Genomic DNA, 17731 nt, shown 5'->3' on the forward strand with positions numbered 1-17731 from the left:
GCAGCGCAGCAATTCGGCCCTCCACCCCGATCAGGGTCGAAGCCTCGACCGGGGCGTGGGGCTCAGCCTGAGGTGCTGTCGCGACGGGCCGAGGACGGGATCGGATTTCATCCGGCAAACCGCAGCCTTCGCCGCGCCCGGTGACGGCGAACGGGCGAACCAGACGACATACGGACCATCCGTCCGGACCGGCAGCCGGGGGAAGGTGTTGGACGACGGCTCGGTCTCCAGCACGGCCAGCGGCGTCAGCCCGGCTGCCGCGAGAGCGGTCTCCACGACCGCGCGCAGATCGCCGCCGTCGGGTCGATCGTGAACGCCCACGACAAGCACTGCATCGCCCGGCGGGGAGACCTGCCGGTCGGCGGGCGCGAATCCGGAATCGGGAGCCGCGGGCCTCAGCAACAGGACATCGTCGGAATCGATCATGGTCGCGTTGGCCGCCTGCCTGTGTTCCGCCCAGACCGGACCCGAGTAGAACCGGTCCAGCGACGCCTCGCGGCGCTCCATGTCCGGAAAACCGCGCACCCAGACGAACCGGTCGGGGTCGTCGAGGTCGACGAACTGGCCGATCAGGTCGATGCCCTCGGCCTCCTGCGTCTCGACGAGCGCGCGTTCGAACAGGGCGATCAGTTCGTCCCGGCGGCCGGGGTGAAGCGTGTACTGGCGCAGTTCGATGACGGCCGGGCTCATCGGGCGGTCCTCGTGAAGTCCATGATCCAGTTGGCCTCCCAGGTCGCGCCCCCGTCATAGGAGAAGGCCTGGGTCCAGCGGGCTGTCTCCGGCGCGATATCGGACCAGATGTAGCGGGCGAGGATGGGTCGGTCGCCGTCCATGTCGGGACCTTCGAGCACACAGCCGCCGTCGTGGAAGCATCCTCGTACCGGCGGCTGCAACTGGCCGCTGGCCGTGCTGATCCACCAGATCGCCCACTCGCCCTGTTCGAGGTCGAAGCTGCGCAGGGACAGGCCGGTCCAGCCGCGCTCGGGGCAGGAAATCTGTTCGACATTGACGAGGCCGTCGAGGCGCGGCTCGCAGAAGGCGGTCGAGGCGAAGACGTCCCAGTACTGCGCTCCGACGCCGCGTGTCTTCAGCCACCGGTTGGCGATGGTCCAGTGGCCATGAATGAAATCGAAGTCGCGGACGGCGGGCGGGTAAGGGGCGGTCATGGAAGGCTCCTGCGGCGATGACGCAGGGATAGACGGGGTAACCTGTCATTCCATGTCAGGATTTATCGGCTAGGCTGAAGAAATGCGCCAGAGCCGGTTGTTGTCGATCCTGCTGATCCTCCAGACCCGGGGACGGACGACGGCGGGCGCCCTGGCCGCCGAGTTCGAGGTCTCGGTCCGGACCATCTATCGCGACATCGATCAGCTCAGCGCCGCCGGAGCGCCCGTTTATGCGGACCGTGGGCGCGAGGGCGGGTTCCAGTTGCTGGACGGCTATCGCACCCGGCTGACGGGACTGACCGATGCGGAGGCCGAGACCCTGTTCCTCGGGGGGCTGGCGGGGCCGGCGGCGGCGATGGGCTTCTCCGAGGCCCTGATGACCATGCAACTCAAACTGCTGGCCGCCCTGCCGCCCGAGCGTCAGGCGGCGGCCGAGCGGATGGCCGGACGGTTCCATCTCGATCCTTCGGGCTGGTATCAGGGCGAGACGGGCGGCGACCGGTTGCCGGAACTGGCCCAGGCCGTCTGGGGCCAGCGCCGCGTCGCGGTGCGCTACGAACGCTGGAGCGGGCCGGTCGAACGGACGCTGGATCCGCTGGGCCTGATCCTGAAGGGCGGGGTCTGGTATCTGGCGGCGCGACCGGCGGGGGAGGCGAAGGCGGCGCCCCGGACCTATCGCGTGTCGAACATCCTGACGCTGGAGGTCGGCGAGGTGGGGTTCGACCGACCCGCCGACTTCGACCTCGCATCCTGGTGGGCGGCGACCTCGGCCCGGTTCGAGGCCGGGCTGTTCACCGGCGAGGCGCGGCTGAGGCTGACCACCGAAGGGCTGCGGCGGTTGCGGCGGCTGGGCTCGGCCTATGCGGCCATCGTGGCGGAGACGGAGACGCCCGCTGAGGGAGCGTGGGTCGAGGTGATTGTCCCGATCGAATCCATTGTCCATGCCTCGGTCGACTTCCTGAGGCTCGGTCCGGAAGCGGAGGTCGTGGCGCCGCCTGAACTCAGGACGGCGATGGCTGAGTCGATCGAGCGAATGTCCGGGCTTTACCGCAGTGGGACTTAACGCCAGTCAGCGGGCAGGGGGGCGCCCGGGTCCTGCAAGGGCCCGACATAGCGACCGTTCGAGCGGCGCTGGGCCTCCAGCGCGGCCTTGGTGGGACCGGTCGGGCCGGTGATCTCGCGGAAGTCGGCGGCCCAGCCGGCGCGTGCCCGTTCGACGGCGGCCGACCATTCGGCTTGCGACAGGCCGGCGGGCCGTTCGGGCGACAGGGGAATGCGACGTTCGTAGGACATGGCGCGGCGGGTGGTCTCCAGCCAGGCGTCGTAGTCCGAACCGAGCCATTCATTGATCCGCGCCCCGATGCTGGCGTTCACCCCGCTCCGGAACGGCCCCAGGTCGGGGTTATAGGGCAGCCAAGGCGCGGTGCGGATCTGGAACAGGAAATGCCAGAAGGCCGCCTGCTGACGGTCGCCGCGCTCCCACAGGACCTTGGTGACATAGACGTAGTTCTCGGGCTTGTAGGACGCCGGATCGGCCATGATCTGGCGGGCTATGGCGGCTTCGTTCGGCGGGCTCGCCTGAGCCGATGGCGTGTCCGTTCCACGTTTTCCCAGCGGGTCGGGAATGTCGATGCCGAGGCGGGCGGCGGCGGCCGTGCCGGCATCCGCCCCGGTCGTGGCGCCGGCTTGCGCGGGAGCCGGGTCATCGGCCTTGTCCGGCGTGGGACCGCAGCCTGCGGCCATCAGTCCGGCCGTGGCGACGGCGGCGAGCATCGAGAAGGGAACTTCGGTCATCGTCGTCTCCGGTTCGCGTGTCCGGATGACAACGGCTGGATCACGCCCGGGTTCTCATTTCCAGATCGGCGTTCCGTCACCGGGCAGGCCGAGGCGGTCCCACATGCCGCTGACGCGGTCGATGACGTCCGCGTCCATGCGGATTTCCTCGCCCCATTCGCGCTTGGTCTCGGGCGGCCATTTGTCGGTGGCGTCCAGGCCGATCTTGGAGCCGAGGCCGCTCTCCGGGCTGGCGAAGTCCAGATAGTCGATCGGGGTGTTCTCGATCAGGGTGATGTCGCGGGCCGGGTCCATCTTGGTGGCCATGGCCCACATGACCTGTTTCCAGTCGCGAGCGTCGATGTCGTCGTCCACGACGATGACCCATTTCGTGTACATGAACTGGCGCAGATAGCTCCAGACGCCCAGCATCACGCGCTTGGCATGGCCGGGGTAGGCCTTCTTCATCGACACCACGGCGATGCGGTAGCTGCACCCCTCGGGCGGGAGCCAGAAGTCGGTGATCTCCGGGAACTGGGCGCGCAACAGCGGGATGAAGACCTCGTTCAGCGCCTCGCCCAGCACGCTTGGCTCGTCCGGCGGACGGCCGGTGAAGGTGGTCAGATAGATCGGGTCGCGGCGCATGGTGATGGCGCTGACCTGGAACACGGGGAAGGTCTCGACCGAGTTGTAGTAGCCGGTGTGGTCGCCATAGGGACCCTCGGGCGCGTGCTCGTCCAGCAGGACATGGCCCTCCAGCACGATCTCGGCCTGGGCCGGGACCATCAGGGGCACGGTCTTGCAGGCGACCAGTTCGGCCTTGGCGCCCCGCATCAGGCCGGCGAACTGGTATTCGCTGAGGGTGTCGGGCACCGGGGTGACGGCGGCGAGAATGGTGCCCGGGTCGGCGCCGAGGACGACCGCGCAAGGCAGCGGGCCGGTCTTCTTCTTTTTGTGCCGGGCATAGTGCTGTGCCCCGCCGCGGTGGGCCAGCCAGCGCATGATGGCCTTGTCCTTGCCGAGCACCTGCATGCGGTAGATGCCGAGGTTGAAGTCGTCCTCGCGATCGTCCGAGGGGCCCCTGGTGACAACGAGGCCCCAAGTGATCAGGGGGGCGGGCTCGCCGGGCCAGCAGGTCTGGACGGGGAGACGGGTCAGATCGATCTGGTCGCCCTTCAGGACGACCTCCTGCACCGGCGCGGACTTCACCACCTTCGGGCGCATGGCCATGACCGACTGGGCCAGGGGCAGCATGTCCATGGCGTCGGACAGGCCGCGTGGGGGCGTCGGGTTTTTGAGGAAGGCCAGCAGTTCACCGACTTCGCGCAGTTCGGCGGCGGTGGTGCGGGACTTCTTGTCGAGGGTCACGCCCATGGCGACGCGTTTGACCGTGCCGAACAAGTTGGCGAGCGCCGGGATCGGGCTGATCGAGCCGTCGGGCATGACGGGCTTTTCGAACAGGACCGCCGGGCCGCCGTTCCTCAGCAGCCGGGTCTGAATCTCGGTCATCTCCAGCACGGTGGAGACGGGTTCGGTGACGCGGACCAGTTCGCCCGAGGCCTCCAGCTGGGCCATGAAGTCGCGCAGGGATTTGTAGGCCATCGGCCCCGATTAGGACGGCGTGAGGGAACTGTCACCCTTGCCGAGGGCGCTCAGGCCGCGATCGATCGCCGTGACGAGCAGGCCGAGCGCCAGGAAGAAGGCGAGCAGAGCCACGAAGTTCACTGCCGCCCGACCCCAGCCGAGCTCGCCGATGTCGATGAACCAGTAGGGATACCAGTCGATCAGCTGGCCATGGATCACGGTCCAGACGCCGTAGAGCAGGGGCCAGGCCAGCCACTTCACCGGATCGATCCAGCGCAGCCGACCCTTGGGCACGAACAGCAGCCAGTCGAGCACGAAGGCGATCGGCATGACCGTGTGCAGGACCTGGTTGACGTAGAACAGCAGCCCCTGGGGGTTCCACGTCGCGTCCAGCAGCGTGTGATAGATCAGGCCGACGACCGCGATATACATGGCCACGGCGGCGCGGGCGCCTTCGCTCGCGGTCCAGCGGCCGAGACGGCTGTCGGGATACAGGGCCGGAGCGGTCAGGGCCAGGACGACCAGCACATTGGTCAGCACCGTGAAATAGCTGAAGAAGACGACCGTCGAACCGAAAACCGACCTCGTGCCCGCTTCGATCGAGAGGGCGTACTGTCCGATCAGGCCGGCCCAGCCGACGACGGCGAACAGGATGCGCCAGCCGCGCGCCGCGCCGTGCATCCTCTGGATCATCAGTAGGCCGGGCTGTCGGAAACCAGCGCCCACACCGGCAGGCGCAGACGACGGGTGGCCGCGGCGATCTGGAGGGTGGTCAGGTGGGCGCGGCCGGCTTCGGCGCGGCGTTCTTCCTCCGGGCTGATCTTCAGCGCTGCGGCGACGGCATCGACGTCGACCCCGCGCTGTTCGCGCCAGCGCTTGAGGCGGGCGCCAATGGCCGCATCCTGCGGATCGATGCCGGGAAAGCCGAGAACAGAGCCCATAGCGAACCTCCCTGCGCGGTCTGACCGCCGCGCCTGGCCGCTATTCTTGATCCCAGGTGAAGTCCTTGTCGAGCCAGTCGCCGAGACGGCCGTCGGGGCGCGCGAGGGCGTGGATGCGGGCCATCTCCTCGTCCGAGAGCCGGAAGTCCCAGATGTCGAAATTCTCGGCGGCGCGCTCGGGCTTCAGCGTGCGCGGGATGGCGATGACGCCTTGCTGGATCAGCCAGCGCAGGGTGACCTGGCCATTGGATTTGCCGTGGGCGCGGGCGATCTCGCCGATCACGGCATCGTCGGCGATCTTGCCCTGGGCGAGCGGGGACCAGGCGGTGATCGAGGACCCGAGCTCGGCGGCCGTGGCGCGCAGGGTCTTCAGCGACAGATAGGGATGGTATTCGACCTGGTTGGTGATCAACCGCGCGGGAGACAGGCGCTGCGCCTCGCGGAACTGGCCGGACGGGAAGTTCGACAGCCCGATCGACCGGGTCAGGCCCCTGTCCTTCGCCTCGTTCAGGGCGCCCAGGGTCTCGGCGAAGGTCGGGGTCGTCTTGGGCCAGTGGAGCAGCAGGAGGTCGGGCGTGAAGCCGAGGCTGGTCGCCGATTCTTCAGCCTGACGCAGCAGGGCGTCATGTTCGAAATGGGCGACCCAGATCTTGGTGGTCAGCCAGATGTCTTCGCGGGCGACCACGCCGGCCTCGATCGCGTCGCGGATGCCGTCGCCGACGGCGGCCTCGTTCTTGTAGATCCAGGCCGTGTCGATGTGGCGGTAGCCGATGCGCAGGGCCTCGGCGACCATCCGCCGCGCGTCGGCGGGCTCCAGCTGCCAGGTGCCGAAACCGAGCTGCGGGATCGTCAGGCCATCGAGGGTCAGGGACAGTTGGTCGTTCGGCATCGGGCGGCTCCGGCGGCGGGACACGGTGAAGGTCCGATATGGGGCGACGGTTCCGTCCTGCCAGTGCGCGAAGTCACCCGATCGGCGTGCAGGCCCTCGACACCCGTTTCGGCACGAGTTTGAGCCAGCGAGCCTCGAGCGTCTTGCGCAGCCATACCGGATCGACCGTGGCGATACGTGCGAGGACGATCGGGTAGCCGCGATAGTGGTCGGTGATGTGGAAGGTGGCGGGCTCGGCCTCCATCAGCATGTCACGGTGGTCGAGGCTGTCGACGTAGACGACGACGCTGTCATCCTCGGACCGGATCCGGGTGAAGAACTTGCCCGCCGCCTTGAACGACGGCTTCCCGTAGGACGTGCCGGTCTCGGTCTCCGGGAAGGCCAGTACGAGGGCGTGGAGATCGGCCGGGGTCATGGCGTGACCATAGATATCCCATGGCCGATGAAAAAGGCCGCGTCCCTTTCGAGACGCGGCCCTGATCGGTGCGAAGAGGCGTTGGGCCTATTCGATGTCTTCGTTGAGCAGGCCGACCTTGTAGAAGCCGTTCGCCTGAAGGTCGTTCATGACTTCCATGAAGGCGTTGTACTTCACTTCAGGCTGGGCGCGGACGAAGACGCGCTCTTCCTGGCAGGCCGGCGAACCGCCGCCCAGAGCGGCGCAGACGTCCGCGGCGAGGGTGTCGATCGTGGTCTGTTGCTCGGCGATGAAGATCGAGCCGGTTTCCTGGATGGTGATGTAGACCGGTTCCTTCGGCTCTTCACCGGTCGGCGGCGTCGCCGGCGGCAGGTCGAGGCGGATGGACACGGTGGCCAGCGGCGCGGCGACCATGAAGATGATCAGCAGCACCAGCATGATGTCGACGAACGGCGTGACGTTGATGTCCGCGTTCTGGGAGATGGTCTTGCCACCCTGGCCGGCGGGACCTGCGAGCTTGGAGCCCATGCGTTGATTCTCCATGGAGGCTCGGCCAGCGGGGCGCGAGCGACGCGTTACGGTTCGGACGGTTTCTTGGCGTCTGCCGCGAGGCTTGTAAAGCGGTCTCGGAAGGAAGTCGGTTCCCTGGGCGCGGTTTTCGCCCGAACGGGGAGAAATCCTCCTCCGCCGGGGGCGAAGGAGGATTTATCGATCAGCCCTTGGCCAGCTTCAGGAAGCGTTCCACGAGCGCCGGGTCCGATTTGAAGGCTCCGGTGAAACGGGTCGTGATGGTCGAGACGTGACGGTGGTGCACGCCGCGAGTCGTCATGCACTGATGCTCGGCGTCGATCAGGACAGCGACGCCGGCGGGGGTCAGGTTGTCTTCCAGAGCCTTGGCGATCTCCTGGGTCAGGGTCTCCTGCGTCTGCAGACGCTTGGAGAAGATCTCGACCACGCGGGCGATCTTGGAGATGCCGACGACCTTTTCGGTCGGCAGATAGGCGACGTAGGCCTTGCCGAGGAAGGGGGCCATGTGGTGCTCGCAGTGGCTCTCGACCTCGATGTCGCGCAGCAGCACCATGTCGTCATAGCCCTGTACGTCCTCGAAGGTGCGCGACAGCTCCTTGGCCGGGTCGGCGGAATAGCCCTCGAACCATTCGCCATAGGCGTCGACGACGCGCTTTGGCGTGTCCAGCAGGCCCTCGCGATCGGGATTGTCGCCGGACCAGGCGATCAGGGTGCGAACGGCGGCCAAGGCCTCTTCGCGGCTCGGCTTGGTCATCAGATCGTTGCCGACGAGGGTCGGCCTGGAGGCGTGGGCGTCCATACTCAGATTTTCAGCGACCAGTAGCGCCGGAACGAAGGTCCCGGATTGACGCGCGTCGCTCTCCCTATTCGATAGCGCGGCTATTCGCGGCGCTGACACGGCTATATGGGACGCGAGGCAAGTCCCGCAAGAAAACGAACTGCATCGCTTCGAAATGACGCTTTATCTGCACGACACCCTGAAACGCGAGAAGCGGGCCTTCGTCCCGCGCGATCCCGAGCGGGTGACCCTCTATGTCTGCGGACCGACGGTCTATGACTACGCCCACATCGGCAATGCGCGGCCGCCGGTGGTGTTCGACGTGCTCGTCCGCCTGCTGCGGCGCGAGTATGGCGCCGACAGCGTGATCTATGCCCGCAACGTCACGGACGTGGACGACAAGATCAATGCGAAGGCGCATCGGGAAGGCGTGCCGATCGGCGAGGTCACGGCCCGCTACGAGACCGCCTATCTGGCCGACATGGGCCTGTTGAACGTGTCTCCGCCGGACATCGCGCCGCACGTCACCGACCATATGGACGCGATCATCAAACAGATCGGCGAGATCGTGGACCAGGGCTGCGCCTATGCCGCCGAGGGCCATGTGCTGTTCGACGTGTCGTCCTATCCGGCTTACGGCGCCCTGTCGGGCCGGAATCTGGACGACATGATCGCCGGCGCCCGCGTCGAGGTCGCGCCCTACAAGAAGAACCCGCACGACTTCGTCCTGTGGAAGCCGTCCAAGGCGGACGAGCCCTCGTGGCCTTCGCCCTGGGGCGACGGGCGGCCGGGCTGGCACATCGAATGCTCGGCCATGATCGAGAAGACGCTCGGCCTGCCCATCGACATCCACGGCGGCGGCATCGACCTGGTCTTCCCGCACCATGAGAACGAGATCGCGCAGGGCGTCTGCGCTCACGGTCACGCGCACGGCGAGGCCTCGCACGACGAATACAGTCGCTACTGGATGCACAACGGCTTCCTGACCGTCGACGCGGAGAAGATGTCCAAGTCGATCGGCAACGTGCTGTTGCTGCACGATCTGGTGCAGGCGATTCCTGGCGAGGTGGTCCGTTGGGCCCTGCTGAGCGCCCACTATCGCCAGCCGCTGGACTGGAATCAGGGGCTGCTGGACCAGTCGCGCAAAAATCTGGACCGGCTGTACGGGGCGTTGCGTCGTGCGGAGGGCGTCGATGCGCTCGGCGACATGCCGTCGCCGGAGTTCCTGGAAGCCATCTCCGATGACCTGAACACCCCGGGCGCCATGGCGACAATGTTCGCCCTGTCGAGCGAGATCGAACGGGCCATGACCGCTGGCGACCACAAGGCGGTCGGCATCGCCAAGGCCGAGCTGATGGCGTGCGGTCGCATCCTGGGGGTGCTGCTGTCGTCGCCGGACGCCTGGTTCGAAGGCGGGGCGGACGACAAGCTGAAGGCCGAGGTCGAGACGCTGCTGGCCGAACGGGTGACAGCGCGGGCGGAGAAGAATTGGCCCGAGGCGGACCGGATCCGCGACCGGCTGACGGCGCTCAACGTCGTGGTCATGGACGGTCCGACCGGCGCGACCTGGCGTCTGAAGGAGTAGGGGCGGTTCTCAGAGCCGCCTGAACGCCGCTCCGGCCGCGTCGAACAGGTGCGCGCGCGCCGGGTCGACATGCAGGGTCAGGGCCTCGCCGACCGAGGGGCGGATGTCGCCCGACAACTGCACCGTCAGGGTCTCGCTCGATCCCGTCTGCGAGACGTAGGCATAGGTCGCATTGCCCAGGGTCTCGACGAAGGCCGCCTTGACCTGGATCGCGTCGCCTGGGCCTGACAGGGTGAGATGCTCGGGCCGAACGCCGAGTATCACCGACTGGCCCTTGGTGGCCGAGGCCGCGTCGACGCCGACATGCACGGTCTCTCCCGCTGCCGTCCGCACCGTCGCCCCGCTCGCGGAGGCCTCGACGATCTCGGCCGGGAGCATGTTCATCTTCGGACTGCCGATGAACTCGGCGACGAAGCGGGTGCGGGGGTGTTCGTAGAGTTCCATCGGCGCCCCGACCTGTTCGATCACCCCGCCGTTCAGCACCACGATCCGGTCGGCCAGGGTCATGGCCTCGACCTGGTCGTGGGTGACGTAGACCATCGTCGTCTTGAGCCGCTCGTGCAGCGACGCGAACTCGTAGCGCATGCGCACCCGCAGGGCGGCGTCGAGGTTCGACAGGGGCTCGTCGAACAGGAAGACCTCCGGCTCACGCACGATGGCGCGGCCGATGGCGACGCGCTGACGCTGGCCGCCGGACAGGGCCTTGGGCTTCCGATCCAGGTAGTCGACGATGTTCAGGGTCTCGGCGGCCGCCATGACACGGCGGTCGATCTCGGCTTTGTCGGTCTTTGCCAACGTCAGGCCGAAGGCCATGTTCTGGCGCACGCTCATGTGCGGATAGAGGGCGTAGGACTGGAACACCATGGCGATGCCCCGGTCGGACGGCGACAGGGCGTTGACCACCCGCCCGCCGATCGAGACCTCGCCCTGATCGGCCTCTTCCAGGCCGGCGATGACGCGCAGCAGGGTGGACTTGCCGCAACCGGACGGACCCACGAAGACCACGAACTCGCCGTCGGCAATGGTCAGATCGACACCCTTCAGAACCTCGGTCGCGCCGAAGCTCTTCTTGATGCCGCTGAGGGCGACGTCGGCCATGGTGTCTCCAGTCCCGGGTGGTCTTTTGCCGGAACTGTAAGCGGTTACGCGGAGGCGCCCAATCACTTTCGTCGTTCTCCCTCCCACTTGGGGGAGGGTGGTCGGAGCGAAGCGGAGACCGGGTGGGGGCGACCGCGTGATCCAGACACCGCGCAGAGAAAAGGCGGCTCGTCGCCGAGCCGCCCCCACCCCGTCGCTGCGCGACGACCCTCCCCCGCGGGGGAGGGAGATGTCTTCACCCGTTCGGCTTCTTCTTGCCCTTGAACGGCTTCTTGTCGCCGGCCGGCTTGCCGTGGGCGTCCCTGGCGGCCCAGGGACGGTCTCCGCCCTTGGGTTTGCCTTTCCAGGGCTTGTCGCCGGGCGCGGCCGGAGCGGCGTCGGAGGCGGGCGCCCAGGGCTTCTTCTCGGCGAAGGGCTTCTTCACCCAGGGCTTCTTGCCTTCGGGCGTCGGTGCGTCAGGCGTCCGTTTGACCCATTTGGGCCGTTCGCCGTCGGCGGCCGGGGCGGCGTCGCGTTTGACCCAGGGCTTCTTTTCACCGGCCGGCTTGTCCTCTCGCGGCTTCCACGCGGGCCTGTCGCCATCCTCGCGGGGCTTCCAGGCCGGCTTGTCCGTGCGAGGCGCGCGGTCGCCCTCGGTCTTGTTCGCCCAAGGCTTGCGCTCCGGACGATCACCGCCGTCGCCTGCGGGCTTCTTGTCCCAGCGGCTGGCGGGGCGTTCCTTGGGTCCCGGCGCGACGGCGTCGGAGACGGTCACGCCGTCCTCGGTCCCGGCGGCGATGGCGGCGCGGAATTTGGCCTCGGCGGCGGTGGTGATCTCGAACTTGGTCTCGCGATCGAAGATCTTGATCGAGCCGATGTCGCCCTTGGTGACGTGACCGAGGCGGCACAGCGTCGGCAGCAGCCACTTCGGGTCGGCGTTCTTGTCGCGGCCGATGTTGATGCGGAACCAGACCATGTCGCCGCCGCGGGCGAAGTCGCGCAACGGACCGTCGGCCTGGCCGCGATCGTTCACGCCGCTGACCTGGGCGCGCTTCATCCGCTCGTCGTCATAGACCTCTTCCGGGGCCGGCAGCTTCTGGCGGTACAGGCGGATCAGGGAGGCGGCGACCTGTTCGGGCGTCGTGCGCTCCAGCAGCAGACGGCCGAGCTCCAGAGCTTCCTCGTCCTCGACCGGCGCGGTCAGGGCGGGATCGGCCAGCAGGCGTTCGCGGTCCTTCTCCAGGATCATCTCGGCCGACGGCGGGCCCGACCATTCGGCGACGATCGAGGCCGATTGCAGCATCAGCTCGACCTTGCGGCGGCGGGTGTAGCTGACCAGCAGAACGGACACGCCCTTCTTGCCCGCCCGCCCGGTGCGGCCCGAACGGTGCAGCAGGCCGGCCTTGTTGACCGGGATCTCGGCGTGGATGACCAGACCCAGGTCGGGCAGGTCGAGGCCGCGCGCGGCGACGTCGGTGGCGACGCAGACGCGGGCATGGCCGTCACGCAGGGCCTGCAGCGCTTCGGACCGCTGGCTCTGGGTCAGTTCGCCCGACAGGCCGACGACAGAGAAGCCGCGTTCACGCAGGCTGGACGTCAGGTGTTTCACCCGCTCGCGCGTGTTGGCGAACACCAGGGCGCCGGGGGCCTCGAAGTAACGGAGCACATTGACGACGCCCAGTTCGATCTCGTTCGGGGCGACGCGGATGGCCTTGTACTCGATGTCGGCGTGCGACTTGTTGCCGGCGACCGTGTCGATGCGAAGCGCGTCGCGCTGATAGGTCTTGGCCAGCTGGACGATGTCGCGGGCCAGGGTGGCCGAGAACAGCAGGGTGCGACGCTCGGCCGGTGCGGCGTCCAGCATGAAGGTCAGGTCTTCCTGGAAGCCCATGTCCAGCATCTCGTCGGCTTCATCGAGAACGATGGCCTTGGCTTCCGACAGATCCAGGGCGCCGCGTTCCAGGTGGTCGCGCAGACGACCCGGGGTGCCGACGACGATGTGGGCGCCGCGTTCCAGCGCCCGGCGCTCGGTCTTGGGATCCATGCCGCCGACGCAGGAGACGATCCGCGCGCCGGTCTGGGCGTAGAGCCAGGTCAGCTCGTTGGAGACCTGCAGGGCCAGTTCGCGGGTGGGGGCGATGACGAGGGCCAGGGGATTGCCGAAGTCGGTGAACTTTGCCGCATCGCCCAGCAGCGTGGGAGCGAGGGCCAGGCCGAAGGCGACGGTCTTGCCCGAGCCCGTCTGGGCGGAAACCAGAAGGTCGCGGCCGGTCCCGTCCTCGGCCTGGGACGCCTCCAGCACGGCGGCTTGCACCGGTGTCGGCTCGGCATAGCCGCGTTCGGACAGGGCGCGGTCGAGCGCAGGATGGCTGGCGGGGAAGGGCATGTCGGTTCCGTAGGGCGCCGGGCCCGAATTGGCGAGCGGCGCGGGGTCGTCTGGGGAGGTTCCGCAGTTTCCGCGGGGCGGGGCTTTTGCTCCGCGAACAAGGCCGAATGTGGGTGATGCGGCGGGAAGGTGTCGAAATCTGACCCCTGTTCCGTGAGCCCGTGACATCAGGCTGGACAGTAGGCAATGTCCCGCTGTCTTTCCGGGGGTAGAGTCGTCATGCGCAACGTCCTGTTTTCCACGGCTCTTTCTCTGTCGCTGGCGGCCACACCGCTGCTGACAGGGCCGGCCATCGCCCAGCAGCGGCTGCAGCCGGGCGGATCGGTCCAGGGCGACCTGTCGCGGGGCGACGATCAGCTCGACACCGGCGAGTTCGTCGACGTCTATGAGGTTCAGGGCAGGGCGGGTCAGCCCCTTTCGGTGGTGATGCGCTCCGACGACTTCGACGCCTATCTGATGATCCGGGGACCGGGCGACTTCGAGGAAGACAACGACGACTCGGGCGATGACGGCACCAATGCAGGCTTGGACGTGCGTCTACCCGCCGACGGGACCTATCGCATCACGGCGACCAGCTATGAGCCCGGTGAAAGCGGTCGCTACAGCCTGTCCATGAGCGGCGGCGGCAATGCCGGCGGGCGCGGCGCCTATGCCCAGGCCAGCGGCGGTCGCGGCGCCCAGAATGCCGGCGGCGGCATGCTGCAGCCCGGCCGGTCGGCCTCCGGCGTGCTCGCCCAGGGCGATCGCACGCTTCAGGCCGGGGAGTTCGCCGACGACTGGGAACTGCAGGTCCGGCGTGGCCAGACCTACACGATCAGCCTCGACGCCAGCGACTTCGATTCCTACCTGATGGTGCGCGGCGCGGGCGGTCTCAGCGAGGACAACGACGACGATCCGGGCCAGCGTGGCGGCCGCAACAGCCGGCTGACCTTCACCGCCGTCGCCGACGGCGTCGTCAATGTCTCGGCGACCAGCTTCGGCTCGGGCGAGACCGGCCGCTACCAGATCCTGGCCGAACAGGGCGGTCGTGCGCCCTACGCGGGCAACGGGCGTCCGCCGCAGCAGAACTATCAGCCGCCTTCGCGTCAGGCCGACGGTTCCATCCAGCTGGGCCAGACCGTCAACGGCGAGCTGGGACAGGGCGCTCGCCAGCTGGACAGCGGCGAATACATCAACACATACACCCTGCGCGGGCGTCGCGGCCAGCAACTGGACCTGCGCCTGTCGTCGTCCGCATTCGACCCCTACCTCGCCATCCAGGGTCCTGGCCTGTCGGAGTTCAACGACGACGATCCCGACGGCGACGGCGCGCTGGACAGCCGCCTGTTCGTCACCCTGCCGCAGGACGGCGACTATCAGATCACCGCCACCAGCTATGCTTCGGGCGAGGCCGGGGCCTATCGCCTCGGCGTCTTCCCGGCAGACGGGCGAGCCTCGCAAGGGCGCCCGCGTCAGGACTCCTACGTCGACGACCGCGGCCGGCGTCAGGACGTGCGCGGCGGCAACATCTCGATCGGCGACACGGTGGGCGGAGCGCTTCAGTCGGGCGACGAGCAGCTCGACAGCGGCGAGTACGTCGACACCTTCACCTTCTCCGGCCGTCGCGGCCAGCGGGTGGCGGCGGAGCTGACTTCCTCGGCCTTTGACGCCTACATCATCCTGACCACGCCCTCAGGCGAGCAGATCGATAACGACGATGGCGAGGACGGCACCAACAGCCGTCTCGATACGGTTCTTCAGGAGGAGGGCGAGTATCAGGTGATGGTCACCTCCTTCGCCGCCGGCGAGACCGGGTCCTACCGCTTCTCCGTCAGCCCCAGCCAGGGATCTCCGCGCCAGGCCTCGGTTCAGGGCGGTCCGCGCGTCTTCGCCATCATGGTCGGTATCTCGGAATACGGCGATGTCGCCAACGACCTTCCGTACACGGACGAAGATGCCGAGAAGCTGGCCGAAACGCTCCAGCGTGGCGGGGTTCTGAACCCGTCCAGCGTGGTGCTGACCAATGCCGAGGCCACGGTCGGCGGCGTGCGTCGCGCCTTCCAGCAGGTCGCGCGTCAGGCCGGCCCCGACGACCTGTTCCTGTTCTTCTTCTCCGGCCACGGCAGCCAGGAAGACGCCCAGACCAGCGCCCAGGAACCGGACGGCCGCACGGAGTCCATCGTTCTGCGCGACGGCGAGATTACCGATCAGGAAATGGCCCAGCTGTTCGACGGACTGAACACCCGTCTGTCGCTGCTGGTGCTCGACAGCTGCTTCTCCGGCGGCTTCGCACGCAACGTCGTGGATCGACCGGGCGTCATGGGGCTGTTCTCGTCAGAGGAAGACCTGACCAGCGCCGTGGCCGACAAGTTCGAGGCCGGCGGCTATCTGTCCCACTTCCTGCGCACCGGTCTGGCCGGAGCAGGCGACGTCGATGGCGACGGCATGGTCACGGCCGGCGAGCTGGCCACCTATCTGCGCCGACAGTTCGTCGCCGAGGTCGAGAACGTCGAATCCGAGACGATGGACGGCCAGCGCAACTACCAGAACCTGGTCATCGACCGGGGCGGGGTGCAGGTCGACGACGTGGTCCTGCGTCTGGCCTCGAACGGTTCCAACGCGGGCTCGCACTGAGCTTACCCGTATCCACCAGGAGTAGAGTCATGATCATCCATTCGGCCGCACTGGCCGCCGCCTTCCTCGCGCTCGGCGCCTGCCAGCAGAAGGCCGAGGCCCCCGCCGCCCCGGCCACGCCCGTCGCCGAGGTCGTCAGCGGCTCGACCGGCGTCGATCAGGCGGTCGCCTGCATGGCCTATCTGGCGCTGAAGCAGACGGCCCTGGAGGCCCAGACGCCGCCCGGCGACGTCACGGCCGTCCGCGCGGCCCTGAACGACTGGGAGGGTCTGGCGCTGAAGTCGATGACGCCGGACGAAGTGGCCCAGTACTACGCCAGCTCGGTCGCCGTGGAGGACGACGCCTCGCCCGAGAAGATGGAAGTCACCTCGGCCTGGTGCCTGGCCAACAAGCCCGCCGCTTCCTGACGAACGGGTCTCGCCTCGCGGGGCCGGTCTGGTGCATGGGATCGGGATGAGCGCCCCCGATCGCCACTACGCCGAGCTGGAATACACGGCCGGCTACTATCACGAGCTGGGACCGGCCCATCTGCGGTTCTGCGGCCTGATCGCGGGCGTCGACGTCGCCGTGCCGGAGGCGCCGACCTATCTCGAACTGGGCATGGGGCAGGGGGTGTCGCTGGCGGTCCACGCGGCCGCCAACGCCGGGGACTTTTGGGGCGTGGACATCAATCCGGCCCACGTCGAGCACGCCCGGACGCTGGCGGCCTCGTTCGACGGCGCGCTGCACCTCGACGCCCAGGACTTCGAGACCTTTGCGGCGCGGGCTGACCTGCCCCTGTTCGACGTCATCACCCTGCACGGCGTGTGGAGCTGGGTCTCGGACGCCAGCCGGCGGACGATCGTCGATCTGATCCGCGACCGGCTGAAACCCGGCGGGGTGGTCTATCTGAGCTACAACTGCCAGCCCGGCTGGGCCTCCCGCTCGCCGGTGCGCCACCTGCTGAAACTCGGCCACGCGGCCCGGCCGGGCGGTGAACCCGAAACCCGTATCGAGTTCGCGCTGGAGTTCATGGAGGATGTGGCCGCCGCCGACGGCCGCTTCTTCGCCGAGAACCGCCCCGCCGCCAGCCACGCCGCCTCCCTGCGCAAGGTCGGCGCCCAGTATCTGGGCCACGAGTATCTGAATGCCGACTGGCACGTCCCGTACTTCTCGGACGTCGCGGAGGCGCTGTCTGACGCCGACCTGGGCTTCGTAACCTCCGCCCGTCTGCTGGACCGGGTCAACGCCATCCACCTGCCGCCCGCCGGCGTCGCCCTGCTGGATCGCCAGAAGGACCCGGTCCTGCGCGAATCCGTCCGCGACTTCCTGGTCAACCAGCAGTTCCGCCCCGACGTCTTCGCGAAGGCCGCCCGGACGCTTTCACCCGCCGAACAGACGGCGCGGCTCGACGCCCAGGCCTTCGTCCTCGCCTGCGGCCTCGACGAGATCGACTTCCAGCTCACGGGGACGCAGGGCGAGGTGGTCCTGTCCGAAGCGACCTACGGGCCCCTGGCCGTCGCCCTGGCGTCCGACGACTTCCGCCCGAAGACCACGGCCGAACTGATGGCCACGCCGGGCATGTCGGCGCTCAGGCGCAGCGACGTCATCGCCGCCCTGATCAATCTCGTCGGCATGGGCGTTCTGCGCCCGGCCCAAACCTTCACGCCGGACATCCGCGCGCGGTGCGACGCCTACAACGGCCTCGTCCTCGACCGCGCCGTCACGGGGCCGCACCTCAAGCACATGGCCTCGCCCGCGACCGGTGGGGGCATCCTGACACCCCGGTCGGCCCAGCTGTTCCTGCGCGCCTGGCTGGCCGGAGCCCGCACGACGGACGAGATCGCCCTGTCGGTCTGGGAGGTGTTCCAGACGACGAACGAGCGCGCAGCCCGTAACGGCAAGAACATGGTCAGCCGCGAGGACAATCTGTCCGCGCTCGGCGACATGGCGCGCCGCTTCCTCGACCAGACCGTCCCTCTCTACCGCGCGCTGGGGATCCTCTAGTCTCGGGAAC

General features: G+C 68.1%; 17 protein-coding genes. 5 read left to right on the forward strand and 12 right to left on the reverse strand.

Annotated features, from left to right (window positions below; all coding sequences use genetic code 11):
- Positions 1 to 30: 30 nt before the first annotated feature.
- Positions 31 to 690 (reverse strand): NIPSNAP family protein, encoded by a 660-nt coding sequence (locus ACQY68_RS08510; protein WP_428148943.1) that lies wholly within the window; start codon positions 688 to 690, stop codon positions 31 to 33.
- The gene (locus ACQY68_RS08515; protein WP_428148944.1) at positions 687 to 1166 is read right to left on the reverse strand and encodes a DUF1579 domain-containing protein; all 480 of its coding nucleotides are present in this window, start codon (positions 1164 to 1166) and stop codon (positions 687 to 689) included. Before ACQY68_RS08515 ends, ACQY68_RS08510 begins: the two co-directional genes overlap by 4 nt.
- Before the next feature lie 82 nt (positions 1167 to 1248).
- On the opposite strand from ACQY68_RS08515, the gene ACQY68_RS08520 reads away from it, so the two are divergent.
- A complete protein-coding gene (locus ACQY68_RS08520) occupies positions 1249 to 2229 on the forward strand; it encodes a helix-turn-helix transcriptional regulator (protein WP_428148946.1) in 981 nt (326 codons plus the stop codon).
- On the opposite strand, the gene ACQY68_RS08525 is transcribed toward ACQY68_RS08520, so the two are convergent.
- The 8 genes from ACQY68_RS08525 to folE all read right to left on the reverse strand — a co-directional run bounded on the left by ACQY68_RS08525 (position 2226) and on the right by folE (position 8095).
- Positions 2226 to 2960, reverse strand: coding sequence for a hypothetical protein (locus tag ACQY68_RS08525; protein WP_428148947.1), 735 nt, complete (start codon positions 2958 to 2960; stop codon positions 2226 to 2228). The genes ACQY68_RS08520 and ACQY68_RS08525 overlap by 4 nt on opposite strands.
- Before the next feature lie 54 nt (positions 2961 to 3014).
- Positions 3015 to 4541 carry a UbiD family decarboxylase gene (locus ACQY68_RS08530; protein ID WP_428148948.1) on the reverse strand — a complete coding sequence of 509 codons (1527 nt, stop codon included), beginning with the start codon at positions 4539 to 4541 and terminating at the stop codon, positions 3015 to 3017.
- A gap of 9 nt (positions 4542 to 4550) precedes the next feature.
- Positions 4551 to 5216: a Pr6Pr family membrane protein gene (locus tag ACQY68_RS08535; RefSeq protein WP_428148949.1), complete on the reverse strand. Its 666-nt coding sequence runs from the start codon at positions 5214 to 5216 to the stop codon at positions 4551 to 4553.
- Entirely contained in the window at positions 5216 to 5464 is a 249-nt protein-coding gene (locus ACQY68_RS08540) for a helix-turn-helix domain-containing protein (protein ID WP_428148950.1), read from the reverse strand. Before ACQY68_RS08540 ends, ACQY68_RS08535 begins: the two co-directional genes overlap by 1 nt.
- A 40-nt stretch (positions 5465 to 5504) precedes the next feature.
- Positions 5505 to 6353 carry an aldo/keto reductase gene (locus ACQY68_RS08545; protein ID WP_428148951.1) on the reverse strand — a complete coding sequence of 283 codons (849 nt, stop codon included), beginning with the start codon at positions 6351 to 6353 and terminating at the stop codon, positions 5505 to 5507.
- Positions 6354 to 6426: 73 nt separating this feature from the next.
- Positions 6427 to 6768: an MmcQ/YjbR family DNA-binding protein gene (locus ACQY68_RS08550; RefSeq protein ID WP_428148952.1), complete on the reverse strand. Its 342-nt coding sequence runs from the start codon at positions 6766 to 6768 to the stop codon at positions 6427 to 6429.
- A gap of 87 nt (positions 6769 to 6855) precedes the next feature.
- Positions 6856 to 7296, reverse strand: coding sequence for a biopolymer transporter ExbD (locus ACQY68_RS08555; protein ID WP_428148953.1), 441 nt, complete (start codon positions 7294 to 7296; stop codon positions 6856 to 6858).
- A gap of 184 nt (positions 7297 to 7480) precedes the next feature.
- Positions 7481 to 8095 (reverse strand): GTP cyclohydrolase I FolE, encoded by a 615-nt coding sequence (gene folE / locus ACQY68_RS08560; protein WP_428148954.1) that lies wholly within the window; start codon positions 8093 to 8095, stop codon positions 7481 to 7483.
- A gap of 154 nt (positions 8096 to 8249) precedes the next feature.
- On the opposite strand from folE, the gene cysS reads away from it, so the two are divergent.
- A complete protein-coding gene (cysS, locus tag ACQY68_RS08565) occupies positions 8250 to 9659 on the forward strand; it encodes a cysteine--tRNA ligase (RefSeq protein ID WP_428148955.1) in 1410 nt (469 codons plus the stop codon).
- Positions 9660 to 9668: 9 nt separating this feature from the next.
- Here the strand turns inward: cysS and ACQY68_RS08570 are convergent, their stop codons facing one another.
- Positions 9669 to 10757, reverse strand: coding sequence for an ABC transporter ATP-binding protein (locus ACQY68_RS08570; protein WP_428148957.1), 1089 nt, complete (start codon positions 10755 to 10757; stop codon positions 9669 to 9671).
- A gap of 235 nt (positions 10758 to 10992) precedes the next feature.
- Complete coding sequence (locus tag ACQY68_RS08575) at positions 10993 to 13122, reverse strand: DEAD/DEAH box helicase (RefSeq protein ID WP_428148959.1); 2130 nt, start codon at positions 13120 to 13122, stop codon at positions 10993 to 10995.
- A gap of 219 nt (positions 13123 to 13341) precedes the next feature.
- Between ACQY68_RS08575 and ACQY68_RS08580 the strand changes: the two genes are divergently transcribed.
- Genes ACQY68_RS08580 through ACQY68_RS08590 form a run of 3 tightly spaced genes read left to right on the forward strand, consistent with a single transcriptional unit; the run spans position 13342 to position 17721 of the window.
- Positions 13342 to 15735, forward strand: coding sequence for a caspase family protein (locus tag ACQY68_RS08580; protein ID WP_428148960.1), 2394 nt, complete (start codon positions 13342 to 13344; stop codon positions 15733 to 15735).
- Positions 15736 to 15764: 29 nt separating this feature from the next.
- On the forward strand, positions 15765 to 16142 hold the full coding sequence (locus ACQY68_RS08585; protein ID WP_428148961.1) for a hypothetical protein: 378 nt from the start codon (positions 15765 to 15767) through the stop codon (positions 16140 to 16142).
- A gap of 46 nt (positions 16143 to 16188) precedes the next feature.
- Entirely contained in the window at positions 16189 to 17721 is a 1533-nt protein-coding gene (locus ACQY68_RS08590; protein WP_428148962.1) for a class I SAM-dependent methyltransferase, read from the forward strand.
- Positions 17722 to 17731: the final 10 nt, after the last annotated feature.

This window comes from Brevundimonas sp., assembly GCF_965278935.1.
Taxonomy (GTDB): Bacteria; Pseudomonadota; Alphaproteobacteria; order Caulobacterales; family Caulobacteraceae; genus Brevundimonas.

Excerpts from the sequence above, each read along its gene's own strand:
- ACQY68_RS08510 (WP_428148943.1), bottom strand. The coding sequence starts at position 690 with ATGAGCCCGGCCGTCATCGAACTGCGCCAGTACACGCTTCACCCCGGC.
- ACQY68_RS08515 (WP_428148944.1), bottom strand. The coding sequence starts at position 1,166 with ATGACCGCCCCTTACCCGCCCGCCGTCCGCGACTTCGATTTCATTCAT.
- ACQY68_RS08520 (WP_428148946.1), top strand. The coding sequence starts at position 1,249 with ATGCGCCAGAGCCGGTTGTTGTCGATCCTGCTGATCCTCCAGACCCGG.
- ACQY68_RS08525 (WP_428148947.1), bottom strand. The coding sequence starts at position 2,960 with ATGACCGAAGTTCCCTTCTCGATGCTCGCCGCCGTCGCCACGGCCGGA.
- ACQY68_RS08530 (WP_428148948.1), bottom strand. The coding sequence starts at position 4,541 with ATGGCCTACAAATCCCTGCGCGACTTCATGGCCCAGCTGGAGGCCTCG.
- ACQY68_RS08535 (WP_428148949.1), bottom strand. The coding sequence starts at position 5,216 with ATGATCCAGAGGATGCACGGCGCGGCGCGCGGCTGGCGCATCCTGTTC.
- ACQY68_RS08540 (WP_428148950.1), bottom strand. The coding sequence starts at position 5,464 with ATGGGCTCTGTTCTCGGCTTTCCCGGCATCGATCCGCAGGATGCGGCC.
- ACQY68_RS08545 (WP_428148951.1), bottom strand. The coding sequence starts at position 6,353 with ATGCCGAACGACCAACTGTCCCTGACCCTCGATGGCCTGACGATCCCG.
- ACQY68_RS08550 (WP_428148952.1), bottom strand. The coding sequence starts at position 6,768 with ATGACCCCGGCCGATCTCCACGCCCTCGTACTGGCCTTCCCGGAGACC.
- ACQY68_RS08555 (WP_428148953.1), bottom strand. The coding sequence starts at position 7,296 with ATGGGCTCCAAGCTCGCAGGTCCCGCCGGCCAGGGTGGCAAGACCATC.
- folE (WP_428148954.1), bottom strand. The coding sequence starts at position 8,095 with ATGGACGCCCACGCCTCCAGGCCGACCCTCGTCGGCAACGATCTGATG.
- cysS (WP_428148955.1), top strand. The coding sequence starts at position 8,250 with ATGACGCTTTATCTGCACGACACCCTGAAACGCGAGAAGCGGGCCTTC.
- ACQY68_RS08570 (WP_428148957.1), bottom strand. The coding sequence starts at position 10,757 with ATGGCCGACGTCGCCCTCAGCGGCATCAAGAAGAGCTTCGGCGCGACC.
- ACQY68_RS08575 (WP_428148959.1), bottom strand. The coding sequence starts at position 13,122 with ATGCCCTTCCCCGCCAGCCATCCTGCGCTCGACCGCGCCCTGTCCGAA.
- ACQY68_RS08580 (WP_428148960.1), top strand. The coding sequence starts at position 13,342 with ATGCGCAACGTCCTGTTTTCCACGGCTCTTTCTCTGTCGCTGGCGGCC.
- ACQY68_RS08585 (WP_428148961.1), top strand. The coding sequence starts at position 15,765 with ATGATCATCCATTCGGCCGCACTGGCCGCCGCCTTCCTCGCGCTCGGC.
- ACQY68_RS08590 (WP_428148962.1), top strand. The coding sequence starts at position 16,189 with ATGAGCGCCCCCGATCGCCACTACGCCGAGCTGGAATACACGGCCGGC.